Source organism: Pseudoclavibacter sp. RFBA6, assembly GCF_002931575.1.
GTDB lineage: Bacteria > Actinomycetota > Actinomycetes > Actinomycetales > Microbacteriaceae > Pseudoclavibacter > Pseudoclavibacter terrae.
Window position 1 is genome coordinate 265,511 of sequence record NZ_PSUA01000003.1, and the last position, 17,380, is coordinate 282,890.

16 protein-coding genes are annotated in these 17,380 nt (G+C 69.8%); 9 read left to right on the forward strand and 7 right to left on the reverse strand.

Going from position 1 to position 17,380, the window contains the following annotated elements:
• Positions 1 to 45 precede the first annotated feature (45 nt).
• Together C5C17_RS01815 and C5C17_RS01820 are read left to right on the forward strand one after the other, a co-directional pair.
• On the forward strand, positions 46 to 1,128 hold the full coding sequence (locus C5C17_RS01815; protein ID WP_104251658.1) for an ABC transporter permease: 1,083 nt from the start codon (positions 46 to 48) through the stop codon (positions 1,126 to 1,128).
• Entirely contained in the window at positions 1,128 to 2,027 is a 900-nt protein-coding gene (locus C5C17_RS01820) for an ATP-binding cassette domain-containing protein (RefSeq protein WP_104251659.1), read from the forward strand. The genes C5C17_RS01815 and C5C17_RS01820 overlap by 1 nt, the downstream gene beginning before the upstream one ends.
• Positions 2,028 to 2,113: 86 nt before the next feature.
• Here C5C17_RS01820 and C5C17_RS01825 read toward each other — a convergent pair whose 3' ends face one another.
• On the reverse strand, positions 2,114 to 2,515 hold the full coding sequence (locus C5C17_RS01825; RefSeq protein WP_104251660.1) for a YccF domain-containing protein: 402 nt from the start codon (positions 2,513 to 2,515) through the stop codon (positions 2,114 to 2,116).
• Positions 2,516 to 2,689: 174 nt separating this feature from the next.
• Between C5C17_RS01825 and C5C17_RS01830 the strand changes: the two genes are divergently transcribed.
• Positions 2,690 to 3,190, forward strand: coding sequence for a heme-degrading domain-containing protein (locus C5C17_RS01830; RefSeq protein ID WP_104251661.1), 501 nt, complete (start codon positions 2,690 to 2,692; stop codon positions 3,188 to 3,190).
• Between the two features lie 407 nt (positions 3,191 to 3,597).
• Here the strand turns inward: C5C17_RS01830 and recQ are convergent, their stop codons facing one another.
• From recQ to C5C17_RS01845, 3 genes are all read right to left on the reverse strand, one after another.
• Positions 3,598 to 5,481: a DNA helicase RecQ gene (gene recQ / locus C5C17_RS01835; protein WP_258065800.1), complete on the reverse strand. Its 1,884-nt coding sequence runs from the start codon at positions 5,479 to 5,481 to the stop codon at positions 3,598 to 3,600.
• Between the two features lie 107 nt (positions 5,482 to 5,588).
• Positions 5,589 to 5,816, reverse strand: a complete 228-nt coding sequence (locus tag C5C17_RS01840; protein ID WP_104251663.1) for a hypothetical protein — start codon at positions 5,814 to 5,816, stop codon at positions 5,589 to 5,591.
• A gap of 197 nt (positions 5,817 to 6,013) precedes the next feature.
• Complete coding sequence (locus C5C17_RS01845; protein WP_104251664.1) at positions 6,014 to 6,316, reverse strand: rhodanese-like domain-containing protein; 303 nt, start codon at positions 6,314 to 6,316, stop codon at positions 6,014 to 6,016.
• Between the two features lie 272 nt (positions 6,317 to 6,588).
• On the opposite strand from C5C17_RS01845, the gene efeU reads away from it, so the two are divergent.
• From efeU to C5C17_RS01870, 5 genes are all read left to right on the forward strand, one after another.
• Positions 6,589 to 7,497, forward strand: coding sequence for an iron uptake transporter permease EfeU (gene efeU / locus C5C17_RS01850; protein WP_104251665.1), 909 nt, complete (start codon positions 6,589 to 6,591; stop codon positions 7,495 to 7,497).
• 26 nt (positions 7,498 to 7,523) lie between these two features.
• The gene (gene efeO / locus C5C17_RS01855; RefSeq protein WP_104251666.1) at positions 7,524 to 8,741 is read left to right on the forward strand and encodes an iron uptake system protein EfeO; all 1,218 of its coding nucleotides are present in this window, start codon (positions 7,524 to 7,526) and stop codon (positions 8,739 to 8,741) included.
• 232 nt (positions 8,742 to 8,973) lie between these two features.
• The gene (gene efeB / locus C5C17_RS01860; protein ID WP_374953885.1) at positions 8,974 to 10,326 is read left to right on the forward strand and encodes an iron uptake transporter deferrochelatase/peroxidase subunit; all 1,353 of its coding nucleotides are present in this window, start codon (positions 8,974 to 8,976) and stop codon (positions 10,324 to 10,326) included.
• Between the two features lie 64 nt (positions 10,327 to 10,390).
• A complete protein-coding gene (locus C5C17_RS01865; RefSeq protein ID WP_104251667.1) occupies positions 10,391 to 11,140 on the forward strand; it encodes a response regulator transcription factor in 750 nt (249 codons plus the stop codon).
• Positions 11,137 to 12,735 (forward strand): cell wall metabolism sensor histidine kinase WalK, encoded by a 1,599-nt coding sequence (locus tag C5C17_RS01870; RefSeq protein ID WP_104251668.1) that lies wholly within the window; start codon positions 11,137 to 11,139, stop codon positions 12,733 to 12,735. Before C5C17_RS01865 ends, C5C17_RS01870 begins: the two co-directional genes overlap by 4 nt.
• Before the next feature lie 14 nt (positions 12,736 to 12,749).
• On the opposite strand, the gene C5C17_RS01875 is transcribed toward C5C17_RS01870, so the two are convergent.
• The 3 genes from C5C17_RS01875 to C5C17_RS01885 all read right to left on the reverse strand — a co-directional run bounded on the left by C5C17_RS01875 (position 12,750) and on the right by C5C17_RS01885 (position 16,378).
• Positions 12,750 to 14,216 (reverse strand): MFS transporter, encoded by a 1,467-nt coding sequence (locus tag C5C17_RS01875; RefSeq protein ID WP_104251669.1) that lies wholly within the window; start codon positions 14,214 to 14,216, stop codon positions 12,750 to 12,752.
• 247 nt (positions 14,217 to 14,463) lie between these two features.
• Complete coding sequence (locus tag C5C17_RS01880) at positions 14,464 to 15,852, reverse strand: M20/M25/M40 family metallo-hydrolase (protein ID WP_104251670.1); 1,389 nt, start codon at positions 15,850 to 15,852, stop codon at positions 14,464 to 14,466.
• 4 nt (positions 15,853 to 15,856) lie between these two features.
• Positions 15,857 to 16,378 carry a MarR family winged helix-turn-helix transcriptional regulator gene (locus tag C5C17_RS01885; RefSeq protein ID WP_104251671.1) on the reverse strand — a complete coding sequence of 174 codons (522 nt, stop codon included), beginning with the start codon at positions 16,376 to 16,378 and terminating at the stop codon, positions 15,857 to 15,859.
• Between the two features lie 39 nt (positions 16,379 to 16,417).
• Between C5C17_RS01885 and C5C17_RS01890 the strand changes: the two genes are divergently transcribed.
• A complete protein-coding gene (locus C5C17_RS01890) occupies positions 16,418 to 17,278 on the forward strand; it encodes a DMT family transporter (RefSeq protein WP_104251672.1) in 861 nt (286 codons plus the stop codon).
• Positions 17,279 to 17,380: the final 102 nt, after the last annotated feature.

Genomic DNA, 17,380 nt, shown 5'->3' on the forward strand with positions numbered 1-17,380 from the left:
GGCCGCCAGCGCGGCCACCCCGACCCCTCACAAGGAAGTGCAGTCATGGTTCAAACCTCAACACCAACCGCAGCATCCCCCCGATCACCCAACACCAACTCTGCCCCCGTCACCACCGACGAGCGCGTCGGCAAGCGGTCGCCGCTCTCCGTCATCCTGGGCCGACCCGAGATGGGCGCCGTCGTCGGCGCCATCGTCGTCTTCGTGTTCTTCGCGGTCGCCGCCCCAGTCTTCACGCAGGTCACCTCACTCGCGACGGTGCTCTACGGCGCCTCCACGATCGGCATCATGGCCGTCGGCGTCTCGCTGCTCATGATCGGCGGCGAGTTCGACCTCTCCGCCGGCGTCGCCGTCATCTCGTCAGCACTCACCGCGTCGCTCTTCAGCTGGTACTTCGCCACCAACGTGTGGGTGGGCGTGCTCATGGGCCTCGTCTTCGCCCTCGTCGTCGGCTTCATCAACGGCTGGCTGCTCATCAAGACGAAGCTGCCGTCGTTCATCGTCACGCTCGCGTCGTTCCTCATGCTCACGGGGCTCAACCTCGGCATCACCCGCCTCGTCGGTGGCGGCGTCTCCAGCCCCGCGATCGCCGACATGGACGGCTTCGCGTCGGCGAAAGCCATCTTCGCGAGCGAGATCCCGGTCTTCGGGGTCAACGTCAACGTGACGGTCTTCATCTGGATCGCCCTGGTGCTCGTCGCCACGTTCATCCTCATGCGCACGAAGATCGGCAACTGGATCTTCGCGGTCGGCGGCGACGAGAACGCGGCCCGCGCCGTCGGCGTGCCCGTCACGGCGACGAAGATCGGCCTCTTCATGGGCGTCGGCTTCTGCGCCTGGATCCTCGGCATGCACAACCTGTTCGCCTTCAACGTCGTGCAGTCGGGTGAGGGGATCGGCAACGAGTTCCTCTACATCATCGCGGCCGTCATCGGCGGCTGCCTCCTCACCGGCGGCTACGGCTCGGCGATCGGCGGCGCGATCGGCGCCCTGATCTTCGGCATGGCCAACAAGGGCATCGTCTACGCCCAGTGGAACCCGGACTGGTTCAAGTTCTTCCTCGGCCTCATGCTGCTGATGGCGACGATCGTGAACCTGGTCGTCAAGAAAAGGGCGGAGCAGAAGTAATGGCAATCAACCAGGCAACGGTGACGGATGCGCAGCAGTCGGTGTCAGCAGAGCAGGGCGCGCACCTCATCTCGCTTCGGGATGCGGGCAAGCGGTACGGCAACATCCTCGCCCTCCAGGGGGTGGACATGGACGTCGACCCAGGACGCGTGACCTGCGTGCTCGGCGACAACGGTGCCGGCAAGTCGACGCTCATCAAGATCATCGCGGGACGTCACGAGCACACCGATGGGGAGTTCCTCATCGAGGGCGAATCGGTGCACCTCAGGTCGCCCCGCGAGGCGCTCGAACGCGGCATCGCGGCGGTCTACCAGGACCTCGCGGTCGTGCCGCTCATGCCGATCTGGCGCAACTTCTTCCTCGGTTCCGAGCTCACGAAGGGTTTCGGTCCGTTCAAGAGCCTCGACGTCGAGCAGATGAAGGAGATCACGAAGAAGGAGCTGCTCGACATGGGCATCGACCTTCGCGACGTCGACCAGCCCATCGGGCAGCTCTCGGGAGGTGAGCGGCAGTGCGTCGCCATCGCCCGCGCCGTGTACTTCGGGGCGAAGGCGCTCATCCTGGACGAGCCGACCGCGGCCCTCGGCGTCAAGCAGTCGGGCGTGGTGCTGCGCTACATCCTCGCAGCCCGCGACCGTGGGCTCGGCGTGATCTTCATCACCCACAACCCGCACCACGCGTTCCCCGTCGGCGACAGCTTCCTGCTCCTCAAGCGCGGGAAGTCCATCGGCTACTACGACAAGGCCGACATCACGCTCGACGAGCTCACGGCCCAGATGGCCGGCGGCGCCGAGCTCGAGGAGCTCGCCCACGAGCTCGAGCAGCTCGGCGGCTACACGCAGGACATCGCCGTCATCCGAGGGGTCGAGGACGACATCCCGGACGTCCCCGCCAAGTAGGAGCAGCATCCGTCGCGTGGATCATGCGAGAACGGCCGGCACCCGCTGCGGGGTGCCAGCCGTTTCGCGCACTCGGCGGATGGTCGTCAGCGGCGCGGGCTCGCGAAGGGGCCGTTGTCGCGGTCGACGACCTCCTTGCCCAGTGGTGAGAGGGAGATCGGGATCATCTTGAAGTCGGCGATGCCCATGGGGATGCCGATGATGGTGACGCACAGCGCGATGCCGGAGACGATGTGTCCGATCGCGAGCCACCAGCCAGCGAGCACGAACCAGATGACGTTGCCGATGAAGGAGAAGGCGCCGGCGTTCGGCCGTGAGACGACATCGCGGCCGAAGGGCCAGAGCGCGTACAGGCCGATGCGGAACGACGCGATGGCCCACGGGATCGTGATGATCGGGATGCAGAGCAGCACGCCGGCCAGCAGGTAGCCGCAGAAGAGCCAGAAGCCCGAGAGCAGGAGCCAGATGATGTTGAGGAGGGTGCGCATGCGTCAAGCCTGCCGCAACTCGCGATGTATCGCGTCATCCTGCGGACTGAAGTCCACATGTTCATATGTCATGACAAATGAGCGTGAGCGGACTATGCTCGCACCAGGTACGTCGTCGTGCCGAAGCCCCAGCCCATCCGCAGTCCGCAACTGCCGTGCACACCGAGGTCACCCATGAGCTCCACCACTTCAACCCCGTACGCTGGCCAGCCCGCCGAAGAGATCCTGCGTGTCCTGCGCGCAGAAGAGCAGGAGCTGGACTTCCCGAGCTTCACGCTCGAGGATGCGTGGCAGGTGGGCACCTGGCTGCGCCACGAGTCCATCGTGCGTGGCCACGGCGTCGCCGTCTCGGTCGTGCTCGGCGGACAGCGCGCCTTCCACGCCGCCACGCCAGGCTCGTCAGCGCTGAACGACGCCTGGCTCGCCCGCAAGTTCCGGGTCGTCGAGCACTTCGGCCACTCGACCCTCGCAGTCCTCTACGCGTACGAGGCGGACGGTGAGGACTTCGCCGCAGGCTCCCTCCTGGACCCGCGCGAGTACGCCGCGGCCGGCGGCGCCTTCCCGATCCGCATCGGCGGCACCCTCGCCGGCGCGGTCGGCGTCAGCGGCCTCGAGATGCACGAGGACCACGCGCTGGTCGTCGAAGCGCTGCGCGTCCACCGCGTCCTCTCCTGAACGGCGCCCGCGGCCCCTCTGCGACGCGGAAAGGTCTCACGAGGCGCTTGGGGTTTCGGGGACGCACATGCGGGGTTCCCGCGGCCGTGATGGGTTTCGGGGACGCACGTGCGGGGTTCCCGCGGCCGTGATGGGTTTCGGGGACGTGCGTGCGGGGTTCCTGCGGCCGTGATGGGTTCTTCCCCAGCACGGCCACCGAAACCCCGCAAACCGAAACCCTGCACGCCGAAGCGTGCAGGCGCCGGAGCTCCCGCACGCCGGAGCTCCCGCACGCCGAAGCGTGCAGGCGCCGGAGCTCCTGCACGCCGAAACCCGGAACGCTGGAACCCGCGCAGGCCGCCGCTTCGCGCACGGCGACGCTTCATCGCGCTGTCGTGCGAGCACGGGACCTGCGCCTCGGGGCGACGCTACTGGTCGGCGACCGCGTCCAGAACGTCGTCGGCATAGCGTTCGAGCTTCGCCGCACCGACGCCGGAGATAGCGGCGAGCTGCGCGTGCTGGCGCGGCTTGACCTCGGCGATCGCGGCGAGCGTCGCATCCGTGAACACGATGTAGGCGGGCACACCCTGCTCCTTCGCGGTCTCGGCGCGCCACGCGCGGAGGCGCTCGAAGACCTCGCGCTGCGACTCCGTGAGGGCCGCCGCTGCCGCGCTCCCGCCGCCGGAGCGACCCGAGTGCTCCCCGCGCGAGCGGCGTCCGCTCGAACCCGCCGGCTTCGGGGGCTCCTTGCGGAACATGAGCTGACGCTCCCCGCGGAGCACCGGTGCGGCCTCGCTGGTGAGCGCGAGCACCCCGTACTCGCCGCGCACGGCGAGCACGCCCGCGGCCAGGAGCTGACGGATGACGCCGCGCCATTCCGTGTCGCCGAGGTCCTTGCCGATGCCGAACGTCGAGAGCTCGTCATGCTTCCACTGCGTGATCTTCTCTGTCGTCTTGCCGGTGAGGATGTCGATGAGCTGGCCGGCTCCGAACGCCTGGCCGTTGCGTTCGCGGTCGAGCCGCAGCACGGTCGACAGCAGCTTCTGCGCCGCGATGGTGCCATCCCACGAGGCCGGCGGAGAGAGGCACGTGTCGCAGTTGCCGCACGGCTCGCTGAGCTGCCCGAAGTAGGCGAGCAGCTGCACGCGTCGGCAGGTGACCGTCTCGCAGAGCGCGAGCATCGCGTCGAGGTGCTGGCTCTGCGCTCGCTTGCGCTGCGCGTCCCCCTCGCCTTCCGCGATCATGCGGCGCTGCTGCACCACGTCGTTCAGCCCGTACGCCAGCCAGGCGGTGGACGGCAGGCCATCACGACCCGCACGCCCCGTCTCCTGGTAGTAGCCTTCGATGCTCTTCGGGAGGTCGAGGTGCGCCACGAAGCGCACATCCGGCTTGTCGATTCCCATGCCGAAGGCGATCGTCGCCACCATGACGACCCCGTCCTCACGGAGGAACGTCGCCTGGTGCCTCGCACGCGTCTCGGCTGGCATGCCCGCGTGGTAGCCCAGCGCGTTCACGCCCTGACCCCGCAGCCACTCGGAGACGTTCTCGACCGACTTGCGGCTCAGGCAGTACACGACGCCGGCGTCGCCCGCGTGCTCTTCGTGGATGAGGCGCAGCAGCTGCGCCTTCGGGGTGGCCTTCGGGGAGACGCGGTACTGGATGTTCGGGCGGTCGAAACTGGCGACGAACACCTTCGCGTCGCCGAGCACGAGCCGGTCGACGATCTCCTGCCGGGTTTCGCTCGTCGCGGTGGCGGTCAGGGCGATGCGGGGGACACTCGGCCAGCGTTCCGCGATCATCGACAGGTTCAGGTAGTCGGGGCGGAAGTCATGCCCCCACTGGGCCACGCAGTGGGCCTCGTCGATCGCGAACAGCGAGATGTTGGTGCGGCTCAGGAGGTCGGCGGCGACCGGTAGGCGCTCGGGGGCGAGGTAGATGAGGTCGAGCTCGCCCGCGAGGAGCTGGCGCTCGACGTCACGACGCTCGTCGATCGACTGGGTGGAGTTCAGGAACGCAGCGCGCACGCCGAGCTGCTCGAGCGCGCCGACCTGGTCGTGCATGAGCGCGATGAGGGGCGAGATGACGACGCCGGTTCCCTCGCGCACGAGCGCGGGCACCTGGTAGCAGAGGCTCTTGCCGCCACCGGTCGGCATGAGCACGACGGCGTCGTCGCCAGCGCAGAGCCGCTCGATGATCTGGGCCTGGTCGCCGCGGAAGTCGTCGTAGCCGAAGACCTCGCGCAGCACCCGCTGCGCTCGCTCGAGCAGGGTCCCTGACCTGGCGGGGGCTTCTGTCTCGTGCGTTGCGACCATGGAAGCAACCCTAGGCGCGACGACCGACATCCGCTCGGTCATCCACAGGCCCAGCCGCGTACATCCGCATGACGACCCGGTCGCGAACCTGGGGCCTCGGCCGGCCGCTACCGGGCGGTTCGGAGGCGCGAGACCGGCGGGTAGTAGCGGAAGCCGGGGATGAACATCGGCGCCGACGCGTCCCGGATCGTGCGCCTCGGGAGGGTGCGGTCAAACGGATCCAGCTGTGCTGCGCGGTGCTGCTGCTCGAGCTGCAGCCGCGGGTCCACGCTCGGCTGCGAGGCCAGGCGGGTCGAGGCGTCGCGGGCGCGCGCCAGTCGCTGTGGGCTGTTCACACTCAGCTCCCATCGCCGGTGACTCGTCGCGCCGCAGGGCTCGCGCTCTGGGGGCTTCAACGCTAGCGAGAATCTCCGCGCGGCACGCCCGAGAGCGAGGGGAGAACTCCCCACCAGACAGGACGGCTGGGGAGGCCCCCTCGCGTCGATCGGTCAATGGGTGGCGCGGCTACGGCTGGCCGCCGACGGCGGAGCGTTCAGTCGCGTTCGACCGTGAACCCCGACCCCGCCCATTCGGACATGCCACCGAGCACGTTCACGACCGGCTTGCCGTGCTGCTCGAGGTATGCCGTGGCACGTTCGCTGCGAACTCCAGCGGCGCAGATCAGGTAGACGGGGCCGTCCTCCGGCACCTCGTCGACCCGATCCGTGAGCTCGCTCAGCGGCACGTTGCTGGCCCACGGGATGCGCGCGGCCGAGAACTCGTCGCGTTCGCGGACGTCGATGACGGTGGCCTGCTCACCGAGCTCGGCGAGCTGCTTGGTGTCGATGGTCTGCACGGGTGATCCTCCTGGCTGAGCTTCTGCCCCGCGGGAGCGCGGGCCGCGCACCACGGTACTTCAGCGCACTTCGCGAGCGCTGGCGCAGTGGCCCCGGGGGGGGGAGTTGGGATGCCGGGCGGGCCCGAACCGAGCGGAACTTGGCAAATTCCCGGAGGCGGGTGTATCTTCACGAAAGGTAAGCCTTACCTGGCCTACCGCGTATGGACGCCTGGGCTATGGCTGGCCCTCACGCCCGCCGGCCCAGTTCTCTTCACGCCCAGGAATCCAGCATGCTCGGCTCTCTCCTCATCGGCCTCCGCGAAGGCCTCGAAGCGGCGCTCGTCGTCGGCATCCTCCTCGCCTACGCGCGGCGAATCCACCGACCGGACATCGTGCGCCGCATCTGGCTCGGCGTCGCCTTCGCCGTGGTCGCGTCCCTCATCCTCGGCGCGGTGCTCACGTTCGGCGCGTACGGCCTCTCCTTCCAAGCCCAGGAGATCATCGGCGGCACGCTCTCGCTCGTCGCCGTCGCCATGGTCACGTGGATGGTGTTCTGGATGCTCCGCGTCTCGAAGACGCTGAAGCACGACCTCGAGGGGCAGGTCGATCGCCACCTCGGGGGCAGCGGCTGGGGCATCGTCGCGGTCGCGTTCGTCTCCGTCGCACGCGAGGGACTCGAGACCGCGCTCTTCGTCTGGTCGACCACGCGCTCGGGCGACGGCTGGGTGCTCGGCTTCCTCGGCGCCATCCTCGGCCTCCTCATCGCGGTCGGGCTCGCCTGGGGTCTCTTCCGCGGGGTCGTCCGCATCGATCTGTCCACCTTCTTCACCTGGACCGGCGCCCTCCTCATCGTCTTCGCCGCGGGCATCGTGGCCTACGCGATCCACGACCTACAGGAGGCGGCGGTGCTGCCCGGACCCTTCACCGCAGCCCCGGCGAGCGCATCCGCCGCCGCCCAGGCATGGTTCGGGGAGAACGCGTGGGCGTTCCGCATCCCCCAGATCATCCCGCCGGACGGCCTCCTCGGCGCGCTCCTCAAGGGAACACTCGGCTTCACCCCCGAGATGACGAAGCTCGAGATCCTCGCCTACTTCGCGTACCTCATCCCGACCGCCACGCTCTTCGCCATCCGCACCCGCTCGGGCAGGCGGCACGCGACCCCAACCTCACCCCAGCCTGCGGCGACCGCCGCGCTCTAGAAACGCGCCCTCGAAGAAGGACACCCATGCACCTCAAGCCACTCGCCGCCGGTCTGCTGTCGGCCGCTGCCCTCGTCTCCCTCACCGGCTGCGTGCCGAACGCGCCGGCTGACCCAGCGTCCTCGCTCGCCGTCTCGAGCACGGACTCGGACTGCACGGTCTCCGGCGCATCAGCCGCCAGCGGGCCCATCACCTTCGACGTCACCAACGAGGGCGAGCGCGTCACCGAGTTCTACCTGCTCGCCGACGACGGCCTCCGTATCGTGGGCGAGGTCGAGAACATCGCCCCCGGCACGAGCCGCCAGCTCTCCGTCGTCGCGCAGCCGGGCAGCTACTTCACGGTCTGCAAGCCGGGCATGATCGGCGAGGGCATCGGGCAGACCGCGTTCGAAGTCTCCGGCGAGGCCGTCGAGGTCGCGGCAGACGACCAGGCCGCCTACGACGAGGCCGTCACGAGCTACACCGCCTACCTGCGCAACCAGGTCTCCGAGCTCGTGCCCCTTGTCGAGGAGTTCACGACAGCCTACAAGTCCGGCGACGACGAGAAGGCCCGCGAGCTGTTCGCCGCGGCGCGCGTGCCATACGAGCGCATCGAGCCGACCGCCGAGGCGTTCGGCGACCTCGACCCGAAGATCGACTACCGAGAAGTCGATGCCGTCGCCGAGGGCCTCGACTGGACCGGCTTCCACCGCATCGAGAAGGACCTCTGGCAGCCGCAGCCCGGCGACAAGAACTCCGACGACACCGACGCGTTCCTCGACTGGGCGCCGTCAACGCCCGAGGAGCGCACCGCCTACGCGGACCAGCTCGTCGGCGACATCCAGGAGCTCGCCGACCTCGTGAACAGCGAGGAGTTCGAGATCTCCATCGAGGACATCACGAATGGAGCGATCGGCCTGCTCGACGAGGTCGCGACCGGCAAGATCTCCGGTGAAGAGGACTGGTGGTCCGGCACCGACCTCAGCGACTTCAAGGCGAACGTCGAGGGCGCAGAAGTCGCCTTCGGCATCGTCGAGGACGTCGCCCGCGCGAAGGGCGACGACGGTGCAGCGATCGCCGACTCGATCAGCACCGAGTTCACGGCCCTGAACGACCTCCTCGGCAGCTACGGGAGCTACGAAGAGGGCTTCACCACCTACCGCGACCTCACGCCTGACCAGGTCAAGGAGCTCTCGACGCAGGTGGATGCGCTCGCCGAGCCGCTCTCGCAGCTCACGACCACGGTGCTCGGCCTGCAGGCGTAGCCTCTCCGAGACGCACGCCGCCAGTCAGGGTGACGTGGCGTCGCTGAGTGCCGTTCATCACGGCCATGCGACCCCTCGTCACCCTGACTGACGGGACTCCGGTCCGTGCTCGGATTTCCGCTGGAATCTCCCGGGACGGCACCACGTGAACCATCACATCAGCAGAAGGAGCGCCGTGAGCGCAGGTGAGACCGGGCGTGAACCCGAGGGTGCGGATGCGCGAGCAGGGAACGTGAGGTCCGGATCGACGGCGGCACGTCGGCCAGCGGCGAGCTCCGACCCGGTGGCGGACCCTGCCGCGGCGGAACCCGCAAGCGGCGGCCTCTCTCGACGCGGGCTGCTCGGTCTGCTCGGCGCGGGTGCCACGGGCATCGCCGCCGGCGGTGCCGGTGGCTTCGGTATCGCGGCCGCGACCGGGGCCGGTGCCAGCACCCACGCGGGCAGCGGCACGCAGTATCCGTTCTCCGGCGAGCACCAGGCCGGCATCGTGACGCCCGCCCAGGACCGACTCCACTTCGCGGCCTTCGACGTGCGCGAGGGCACAACCCGCGAGGAGCTCGTCGAGCTGCTGCAGGACTGGAGCTACGCGTCGTCGCGGCTCGTGCAGGGCCTCGACGTCTCAGCCTCCGGCGCCGTCGGCGGCTCCCCGCTCGCGCCGCCCGACGACACGGGTGAGGCCATGGGACTGCCTCCGTCCGCGCTCACCATCACGGTCGGCTTCGGGCCGACGCTCTTCGTCGACGGCGACGGCGTCGACCGCTTCGGGCTCGCGAGCAGGCAGCCGGCGAAGCTCACACAGCTCCCGCGGTTCTCTGGTGACGCCCTCGACAGCGCACTCTCCGGCGGCGACCTGTGCATCCAGGCCTGCGCCGACGACCCGCAGGTCGCGGTGCACGCCATCCGGAACCTCACGCGCATCGGCTTCGGCCGCGTCATCCTGCGCTGGTCGCAGCTGGGCTTCGGGCGCACCTCGTCGACGTCGACGAGCCAGGTCACACCTCGCAACCTGTTCGGCTTCAAGGACGGCACCGCGAACGTCAAGGCGGAGGAGACGAGCGCGACCGCCGAGCACGTCTGGGTCGCCCCGGGCGACGGGGCCGACTGGCTGGTCGGCGGCTCCTACCTGGTCGCCCGGCGCATCCGCATGATGATCGAATCGTGGGACCGGGTGCGTCTCGAGGAGCAGGAGCAGATCATCGGCCGCGACAAACGCGCCGGCGCCCCGCTCAGCGGCGGCGAGGAGTCCACAGAGCCCGACTTCATGGTCGAGAGCGAGACGACCTTTGGGCAGCCCGCCATCGACGCGAACTCGCACGTCGCCCTCGCCCACCCCGCGAAGAACGCGGGAGCGAGGCTGCTGCGTCGCGGCTACAACTTCGTCGACGGCAACGACGAGCTCGGGCGGCTCAACGCCGGGCTCTTCTTCCTGTCCTACCAGCGGGACCCGCAGCAGTTCATCCGCGTGCAGCAGTCGCTCAGCACCGATCTCCTGAACGAGTACCTCAAGCACACCGGCAGCGGCATCTGGGCGATCCCGCCCGGCGCGCGCGAAGGCGGCTACGTGGGCGAGACGCTCTTCACCTGACCGCGCATACTCCACGCCCAGGCGGCTCATAGGTGCTCCATAGTTAAAGGAGGAGACTGGAGCCATGCCTGCAACCGATCAGTCGAGCTCGCGGCTCGGCCCGAAGCTCACGGCGGCCGACGGGTCCGCCATCCGAGTGCTCGTCGTCGATGACGAGCCCTCGCTCACCGACCTCCTCCGGATGGCGCTGCGCTACGAGGGCTGGGAAGTCCGCACCGCCGCGGATGGCGCGTCTGCGATCAAGGTCGCCCGAGAATTCAAGCCGCACGCCGCGATCCTCGACATCATGCTCCCCGACACGGACGGGCTCACCCTCCTGCACCGCATCCGCGCCGACGACGAGACGCTGCCCGTGCTCTTCCTCACGGCGAAGGATGCGCTCGCCGACCGCCTCGCCGGACTCACCGCGGGCGGGGACGACTACGTCACCAAGCCCTTCAGCCTCGAGGAGGTCATCGCCCGCGTCCGCGGCCTCGTGCGACGGTCCATGCTCACGCAGGGCGCCGCGAATGATCCCGTGCTCCGCGTCGGGGACCTCAGCCTCGACGAGGAGAGCTACGAGGTTCGCCGAGGCGACGACCTCATCGAGCTCACGGCCACCGAGTTCGAGCTGCTCCGCTTCCTCATGCGCAATCCGCGCCGAGTGCTCTCGAAGGCGCAGATCCTCGACCACGTGTGGAGCTACGACTTCGGCGGGCGCGAGACCGTCGTCGAGCTGTACATCTCCTACCTGCGCAAGAAGGTCGACGCCGGCCGGGAGCCCATGATCAGCACGGTGCGCGGCGTGGGGTACATGCTCAAGGCGACCGAATGACCTCTGGAGGGGGCGCGGTCGACGGTTCTGCGGCTCCCGCCTGGGCCCCCGCCCCGCCCTCGCCCGTCGGACAGGGAGGGCACGCCGAAGCGGCCACCCCGCAGGGCCGCGCACCGATGACGCTTCGCCGGAGGCTCGTGCTCGGGCTCGTCGCGACGCTCGTCACCGTCACCGCCGTCATCGGCGCCGTGAGCGTCTCACTGCTGCACAACGTGCTCGTCGACCGGCTCGACCAGCAGCTGCTCTCCGCCAGCGACCGGGGGCGCGAGGGCGCATCCGGCCCGGGTGACACGGGCGGGCCGCTGTCGCTCACACCGAACGCGACCTTCGTGCTGAAGCTGCCCGGCCAGGCCGAGGGTACGGTCGGGGCGGTCATTGACGGCGGCGAGGTCATCTCAGCCGGCGCCCTCGACAGCCTCGGCGAGGTCGTCCTCATCTCGCCGAGTACCGCGGAGTCACTCGCGAGCGTGCCCCTGGACGGGCGGGCGCACACGGTCACCGTCGACGGCATCGGCGAGGTGAGGGCGCAGGCGAGCGAAGGGCCCGCCGGGTACGGCGTCGTCATCGCGCTCCCGCTCGGCGACGTCAACGCGACGACCACGACGCTGAGTCTCATGATCGGCCTCATCGGGCTGCTCGGCATCGCGCTCGCCGCGCTGTTCACGTCTCGCTGGATCCGCGCGTCCATGGCCCCACTCGAACGGGTCGAGCACCTCGCGACCAGCATCTCGAAGCTCCCGCTCACCTCGGGTGACGCCGCGCTCGACGTGCGCGTCGACCCGCGTGACGCCGACCCGCGAACCGAGGTCGGGCGCATGGGGCAGGCATTCAACACGATGCTCGGGCACATCTCCCGCGCCTTCACGGCCAGGGAGGCGAGCGAGGCGAAGATGCGGCAGTTCGTCGCGGATGCGAGCCACGAGCTGCGCACGCCCCTCGCGTCGATCCGCGGCTACTCCGAGCTGACACGCCGCAGCCGCGCCGACCTGCCGGAGGACACGGCGCGCGCGCTCGAGCGCATCGACTCCGAGTCCGTCCGCATGACCGCGCTCGTCGAGGAGCTGCTCCTGCTCGCGCGACTCGACGAGGGCGTGGAGGCCACCCGCAGCAGGGTCGACCTGTCCCTCATCGCCCTCGAGACGGTCGGCGACGCGCACGCGGCGTGGCCCGACCACCACTGGAACCTCGACATCCCCGGCGAGCCGATCGAGGTGGTTGGAGTCGAGGGCCAGCTGCGCCGCGTCGTCTCGAACCTGCTGGCCAACGCGGACGCGCACACGCCGGCTGGCACCAACGTCACGCTGACGCTCGGCGTCGACGGCGGGTTCGCGGTGCTCAGCGTCCTCGACGACGGCCCCGGCATCGACCCCGCCGTGCTCGACCACCTCTTCGAGCGCTTCGTGCGCGGCGACACGTCACGCGCCCGCGGCGAGACGGAGTCGAGCGACATCCCGGTGACCAGGGGAACAGGCCTCGGCCTCTCCATCGTGAAGAGCGTCGTGGATGCGCACGGCGGCGCGATCGCCGTCGACAGCCGACCCGGCGCCACGCGCTTCACGGTGCGCCTGCCGCTCGCTGCCCCCGCCCATGGCTGAGGGATGCGCGGGCGCTACACGGCGACGGGCGGCTGGCCGACCCGCTCGGGCGCATCCTGGAACGCCGTCTTCGGCACGAAGCAGAGTGCAGCTGCGGCGGCCACGGCCGTCAGGCCGCAGACGGTCCACACCGTGAAGTAGCCCGTGAGGGAGCCCGCCGTGCCCTCGCCCGCGGTCGGGGCGCTCGTCAGCGTGCCGAGCAGGGCGATGCCGAACACGCACGACGCCATGGCCCCGCCCAGCGTCTTCACCGAGTTCGTCAATCCGGTCGCGACGCCCGTCTGGGTCGCCGGGGCTGCGGCCGCCGCCGCGGAGGGAAGCGCCGCGACGAGTGCGCCTGACCCGATGCCCGCGATGACCATGTTGGTGACCGCCTGCACGTATCCGTCGTGAAAGGGCAGGAACAGCAGGTAGCCCGTCGCGACGAGGCCGCTGGCGCCGATGAGCGCGAGGCGGGGCGCCAGCAGCTTCGTGACCTGCGCGTAGAGCAGCGCGCCGGCGACCATGGAGAGCACGTACGAGCCGATGAGGATCGACGTCTGGCCAGCGGATGCGCCCAGCCCGTATCCGTACACGCTCGGGTCGGTGCGGGCGAAGGTCGAGAGGGGCGCCTGCGCGCCGAGCACGCTCACCCCGAAGAGGCCGGCCGTCAGGAACACGGGCCAGAGCGCCGAGGAGCGGAAGAGGCGCACGTCGATGAGGGGATCGGGTCGGCTGAGCTCGACTCGCGCGAAGACGGCGAGCAGGGCCAGGCCCACCACCACGATGAGCCAGGAGAAGAGGTCTGCTGGCCCGTTGACGCGCAGCAGGCTCAGGCCGCCGGTGAAGGCGATGAGGGCGAAGCTCAGGAGCAGCAGGCCGGGGTAGTCGAGGCTGCCGCCGACCGGGTTGGGGGCCTCCTTCACTCCGAAGAGGATCACGAAGAAGCAGAGCGCAACCGCGACGGCCGGGATCAGCAGCAGCACCGGCACCGGCAGGGTTTCGGCGAGTGCGCCCGCGCTGAGCGCCCCGGCGATGGCTCCGAGCTGCAGGGCCGCGACGAGCACGCCGGCGGATGTGCGGGTGAGGCGCGCGGAGTTCGGGCGCTCGCGCGTGCGCGACCAGACGAGTGCGATCTCGATCGGCAGCCAGATGACGTAGAAGCCCTGCAGCGCCCAGGCGACGAGGAACATCCAGAACTCCTGCGCGAACACGAGGCCGAACGACGCCAGCGCGGTGACCGCGGTGGAGACGAGCAGCACCTTGCGTTGCCCGAGCATGTCGCCGAGCTTCGCGAGCACCGGCACGACCAGGGCCGACAGCATGAGCTGCGCGCCCTCGAGCCAGTTGACGTCGGCGTCGTGGATGCCGAGGTGGCGGGCGATGTCGGTGAGCAGCGGGGTGTAGTAGCCCTGCAGTATCCCGCTCGTGAATTCGACGAACGCGAGGAAGCCGACGATGCCGGCGATCGACGCGAAGCCGGCGGAGCGGAGACGGTGCACGGTGGTGCCTTTCCTCGAGCGGGGCTGCGTTGGAGCATCGGGTGCCCGAACTCCGGCCTCTGTGCTGGCCGGGGTGGGGCTGGGTGGTGCGTCGTGCCGGACGGCCACGGTGTCGTCCGTCGTTCTGGGTGGAATCACTGTACTGCCGCCGTCGCGCCCCACCTACCAACCGGTCTGCGCCGTCTGGCCGTCAGTTCGAGGCCCTGCCGGGGACAGGCCGTCGGGCGCCGGTCGAGGAACGCGGGAATCAGAGCGAGCGCAGCAGGGTCTCGTGGAAGAGCTTGCCCGCGCGGAGGCTCGCGATCGAGACGCGCTCGTCGACGCCGTGGATCGACGCGCGCTGCCTCGCATCCATGGCGAGCGGCGCGAAGCGGTAGGTGGCAGGCGCGAAGCGCTGGAAGTGCTTCGCGTCGGTGGCGGCGAGCGTGATGTAGGGCGCGGCGACGGCCTCCGGATAGGCGAGGCGTGCGGCGTCGCGCAGGAGCCCGAACTGCCGGTTGTCCGTCGGGGCGAGCGCAGTCGGCTCGTTCGGGTCAGTGCAGCGGATGCGCACCTGCCGGTCGCGGACCGCCCGCCGCACGTGCCGCAGCGTGGAGGCGACGCTCTCGCCCGGCGCGATGCGGCAGTTGAGGGTCGCGCTCGCGCTCGCGGGGAGCACGTTGTCGGCGGTGCCGCCGTTGAGGCGCGTCGTCGCGAGGGTCGTGCGCACGAGTGCGGCCGCATCGCCGCCGAGACGGGCCAGCGACTGCGCGGCGAGCAGCGGCGTCCGCGTGAAGGACTCGAGGGTGACCCTGCCGCGGCCCCGGGCGTGAGGGATGAACGTCGCGAACATCTCGCGGGCCGCCGGAGTCAGCCGAGCGGGGAACGGACTGCGTTCCACTCTCGTCACTGCCCTCGCTATGCGGGCCGTTGGCGTGAGCCCGGAGGGCGCCGACGCGTGCCCCGCGTCTCCGCTCGCCTCCAGGACGACGTTCACCGACCCCTTCTCGCCGACGCCGATCATGGCCGCTGGCACGTCGATGAACGGCAGGGGGGCATCCACGACGGCACCGCCTTCGTCGAGTACCAGCCATGGCGTGAGCCCGCGCTCGCGGAACAGCGCCGCGGCCGCGGTCGCGGCTTCCGAGCCGGTCTCCTCGTCGCCGCCGAACCACAGGTACACGTCGCGTGCGGGCGCGAAGCCTTCGCCGAGCAGTGATTCGACGGCTTCCAGGATCACGCAGAGCGCCCCCTTGTCGTCGAGGGTGCCGCGGCCCCACACGGAGCCGTCGGCGATGGCGCCGTCGAATGGCGGATGCGTCCACCCCTCCGATTCGAAGGCCGGGACGACGTCGAAGTGCGCCATGAGCACCACCGGACCGCCGGGGGTGGTGCCGCCGAGGTGGTCGTCGTCGGCCGTCGTGGGCCAGCGGTACAGCACGCCCCGGTCGGTGACGCGCTCCCGTTCGAGTCGCTGGTGAACCAGCGGGTACAGCTCCTCGATCAGGGCGAGGAAGTCCTGGAGCGGGCCAGAGTCGCGCTCAGGGACGCCAGTCGAGACCGTCTCCACCCGCACCATGCGCGACAGGCGCTCGGCGATGCCGTGCGCCTCGTCCGGGAGCTCGGAGTCGCGGCCCGTCGCCTGGGGAGCAGTCATGGCGTCAGTCTAGGGAAGCGCCCCGCCCGGTGCCCTCGACGTCGGCCAGCCAGTGGCCGAGGATGCGTGCGAGCGCGGCCCGGTCGACTTCGCTCACGCCGGAGAGGAGTCGCTCCTCGTTCTCGAGGTGTCGCGAGTACGCCCGGTCGATGACCTCGAGCCCAGGCGCGGTGAGCTGCACGACGCGGCCCCGCCCATCCGCTTCGCTGACCCGTCTGGAGACGAGGCCCGCGCCTTCGAGTCGGTCGACTCGCTTGGTCATGGCGCCCGTCGTGACCATGGTCGATGTGGCGAGCTCGCTTGGCGTGCGCTCGAATGGCGCGCCGGCCCGCCGCAGGGTGGCGAGCACGTCGAAGTCGCCTTCGCCGAGACCGAACTCTCGGTAGACCCGGGTGAGCTCGTCGGTGAGGTGCAGGGCGATGCGGTGGATGCGCCCGATCACGCCCATGGGGGATGCGTCGAGGTCCGGGCGCTCGCGTGCCCACTCGGCGAGGATCTGGGCGACGCGGTCAGCGGGGGCGGTCATGTCGACAGTCTAGCTTCCATGGAAGCTAGACTGTCTTCCATGGAAGCTAAATGGCGTTGGATGCTCATGACGGCGATCGCACCAATCGCCTGGGGGAGCAACTACTCCGTCATGGGCTCCTTCCTCCCAGCGGACGCGCCGCTCTGGGGTGCCGTGCTGCGCGCGCTGCCGGCCGGGCTCGTCCTCCTCCTCTTCGCCAGGAAGCTGCCCAAGGGCGCGTGGTGGTGGCGAGCCGTCGTGCTCGGCACCATCAACATGAGCGCGTTCTTCGCCCTGGTCTACGTCGCGTCGCAGCTGCTCCCGTCGAGCATCGCGTCGATGATCATGGCTGCTTCGCCTATCGTCATGATGGTCTTCGCCGTCTCCATGCTCGGCGAGCGGTTGCGTGTCCTCCCCGTCCTGGGTGCCGCCACCGGCCTCGCCGGGGTCGTGCTCATGCTCGCGACGGGAGCAGGAGCCGTCGACTGGATGGGGGTCGCCGCATCCGTCGCCGCCATGGCGCTCGCGTCGTTCGGCTTCGTCCTGGTGAAGCGGTGGGGGAGCGACGTCGAGCTGCTGCCGCTCACCGCCTGGCAGCTCGTGGGCGGCGGGGCCGTGCTGCTCCCCGTCGCGCTGCTCATCGAGGGGCCGATGCCGAGCTACGACGGGCCCGCGATCGCAGCGCTCGCCTACGTCGGCCTCGTCTCGACGGCCCTCGCGTACCTCGCCTGGTTCGCCGGGCTCAAGAACCTCACGGCAGGGACGACCGGTCTGATCGGGCTCCTGAACCCGGTCACGGGTGTCCTTCTCGGAACGCTCGTTGCCGGCGAGGTGCTCACCTGGCAGCAGGGGGTGGGTATGGCGTTGGTGCTGCTCGGGATCCTGCTGGGGCAGTCTGTTCGCCGTCCTCGATCGGAGTAACGTTCTGGCAGCGCTATCACGAGTCTTGATCTAACGTCAGACGTATGATGTAATCGCACCACCCCGAGATGCGGGCAGCAGTCGTCAACGACGTCGACCAGA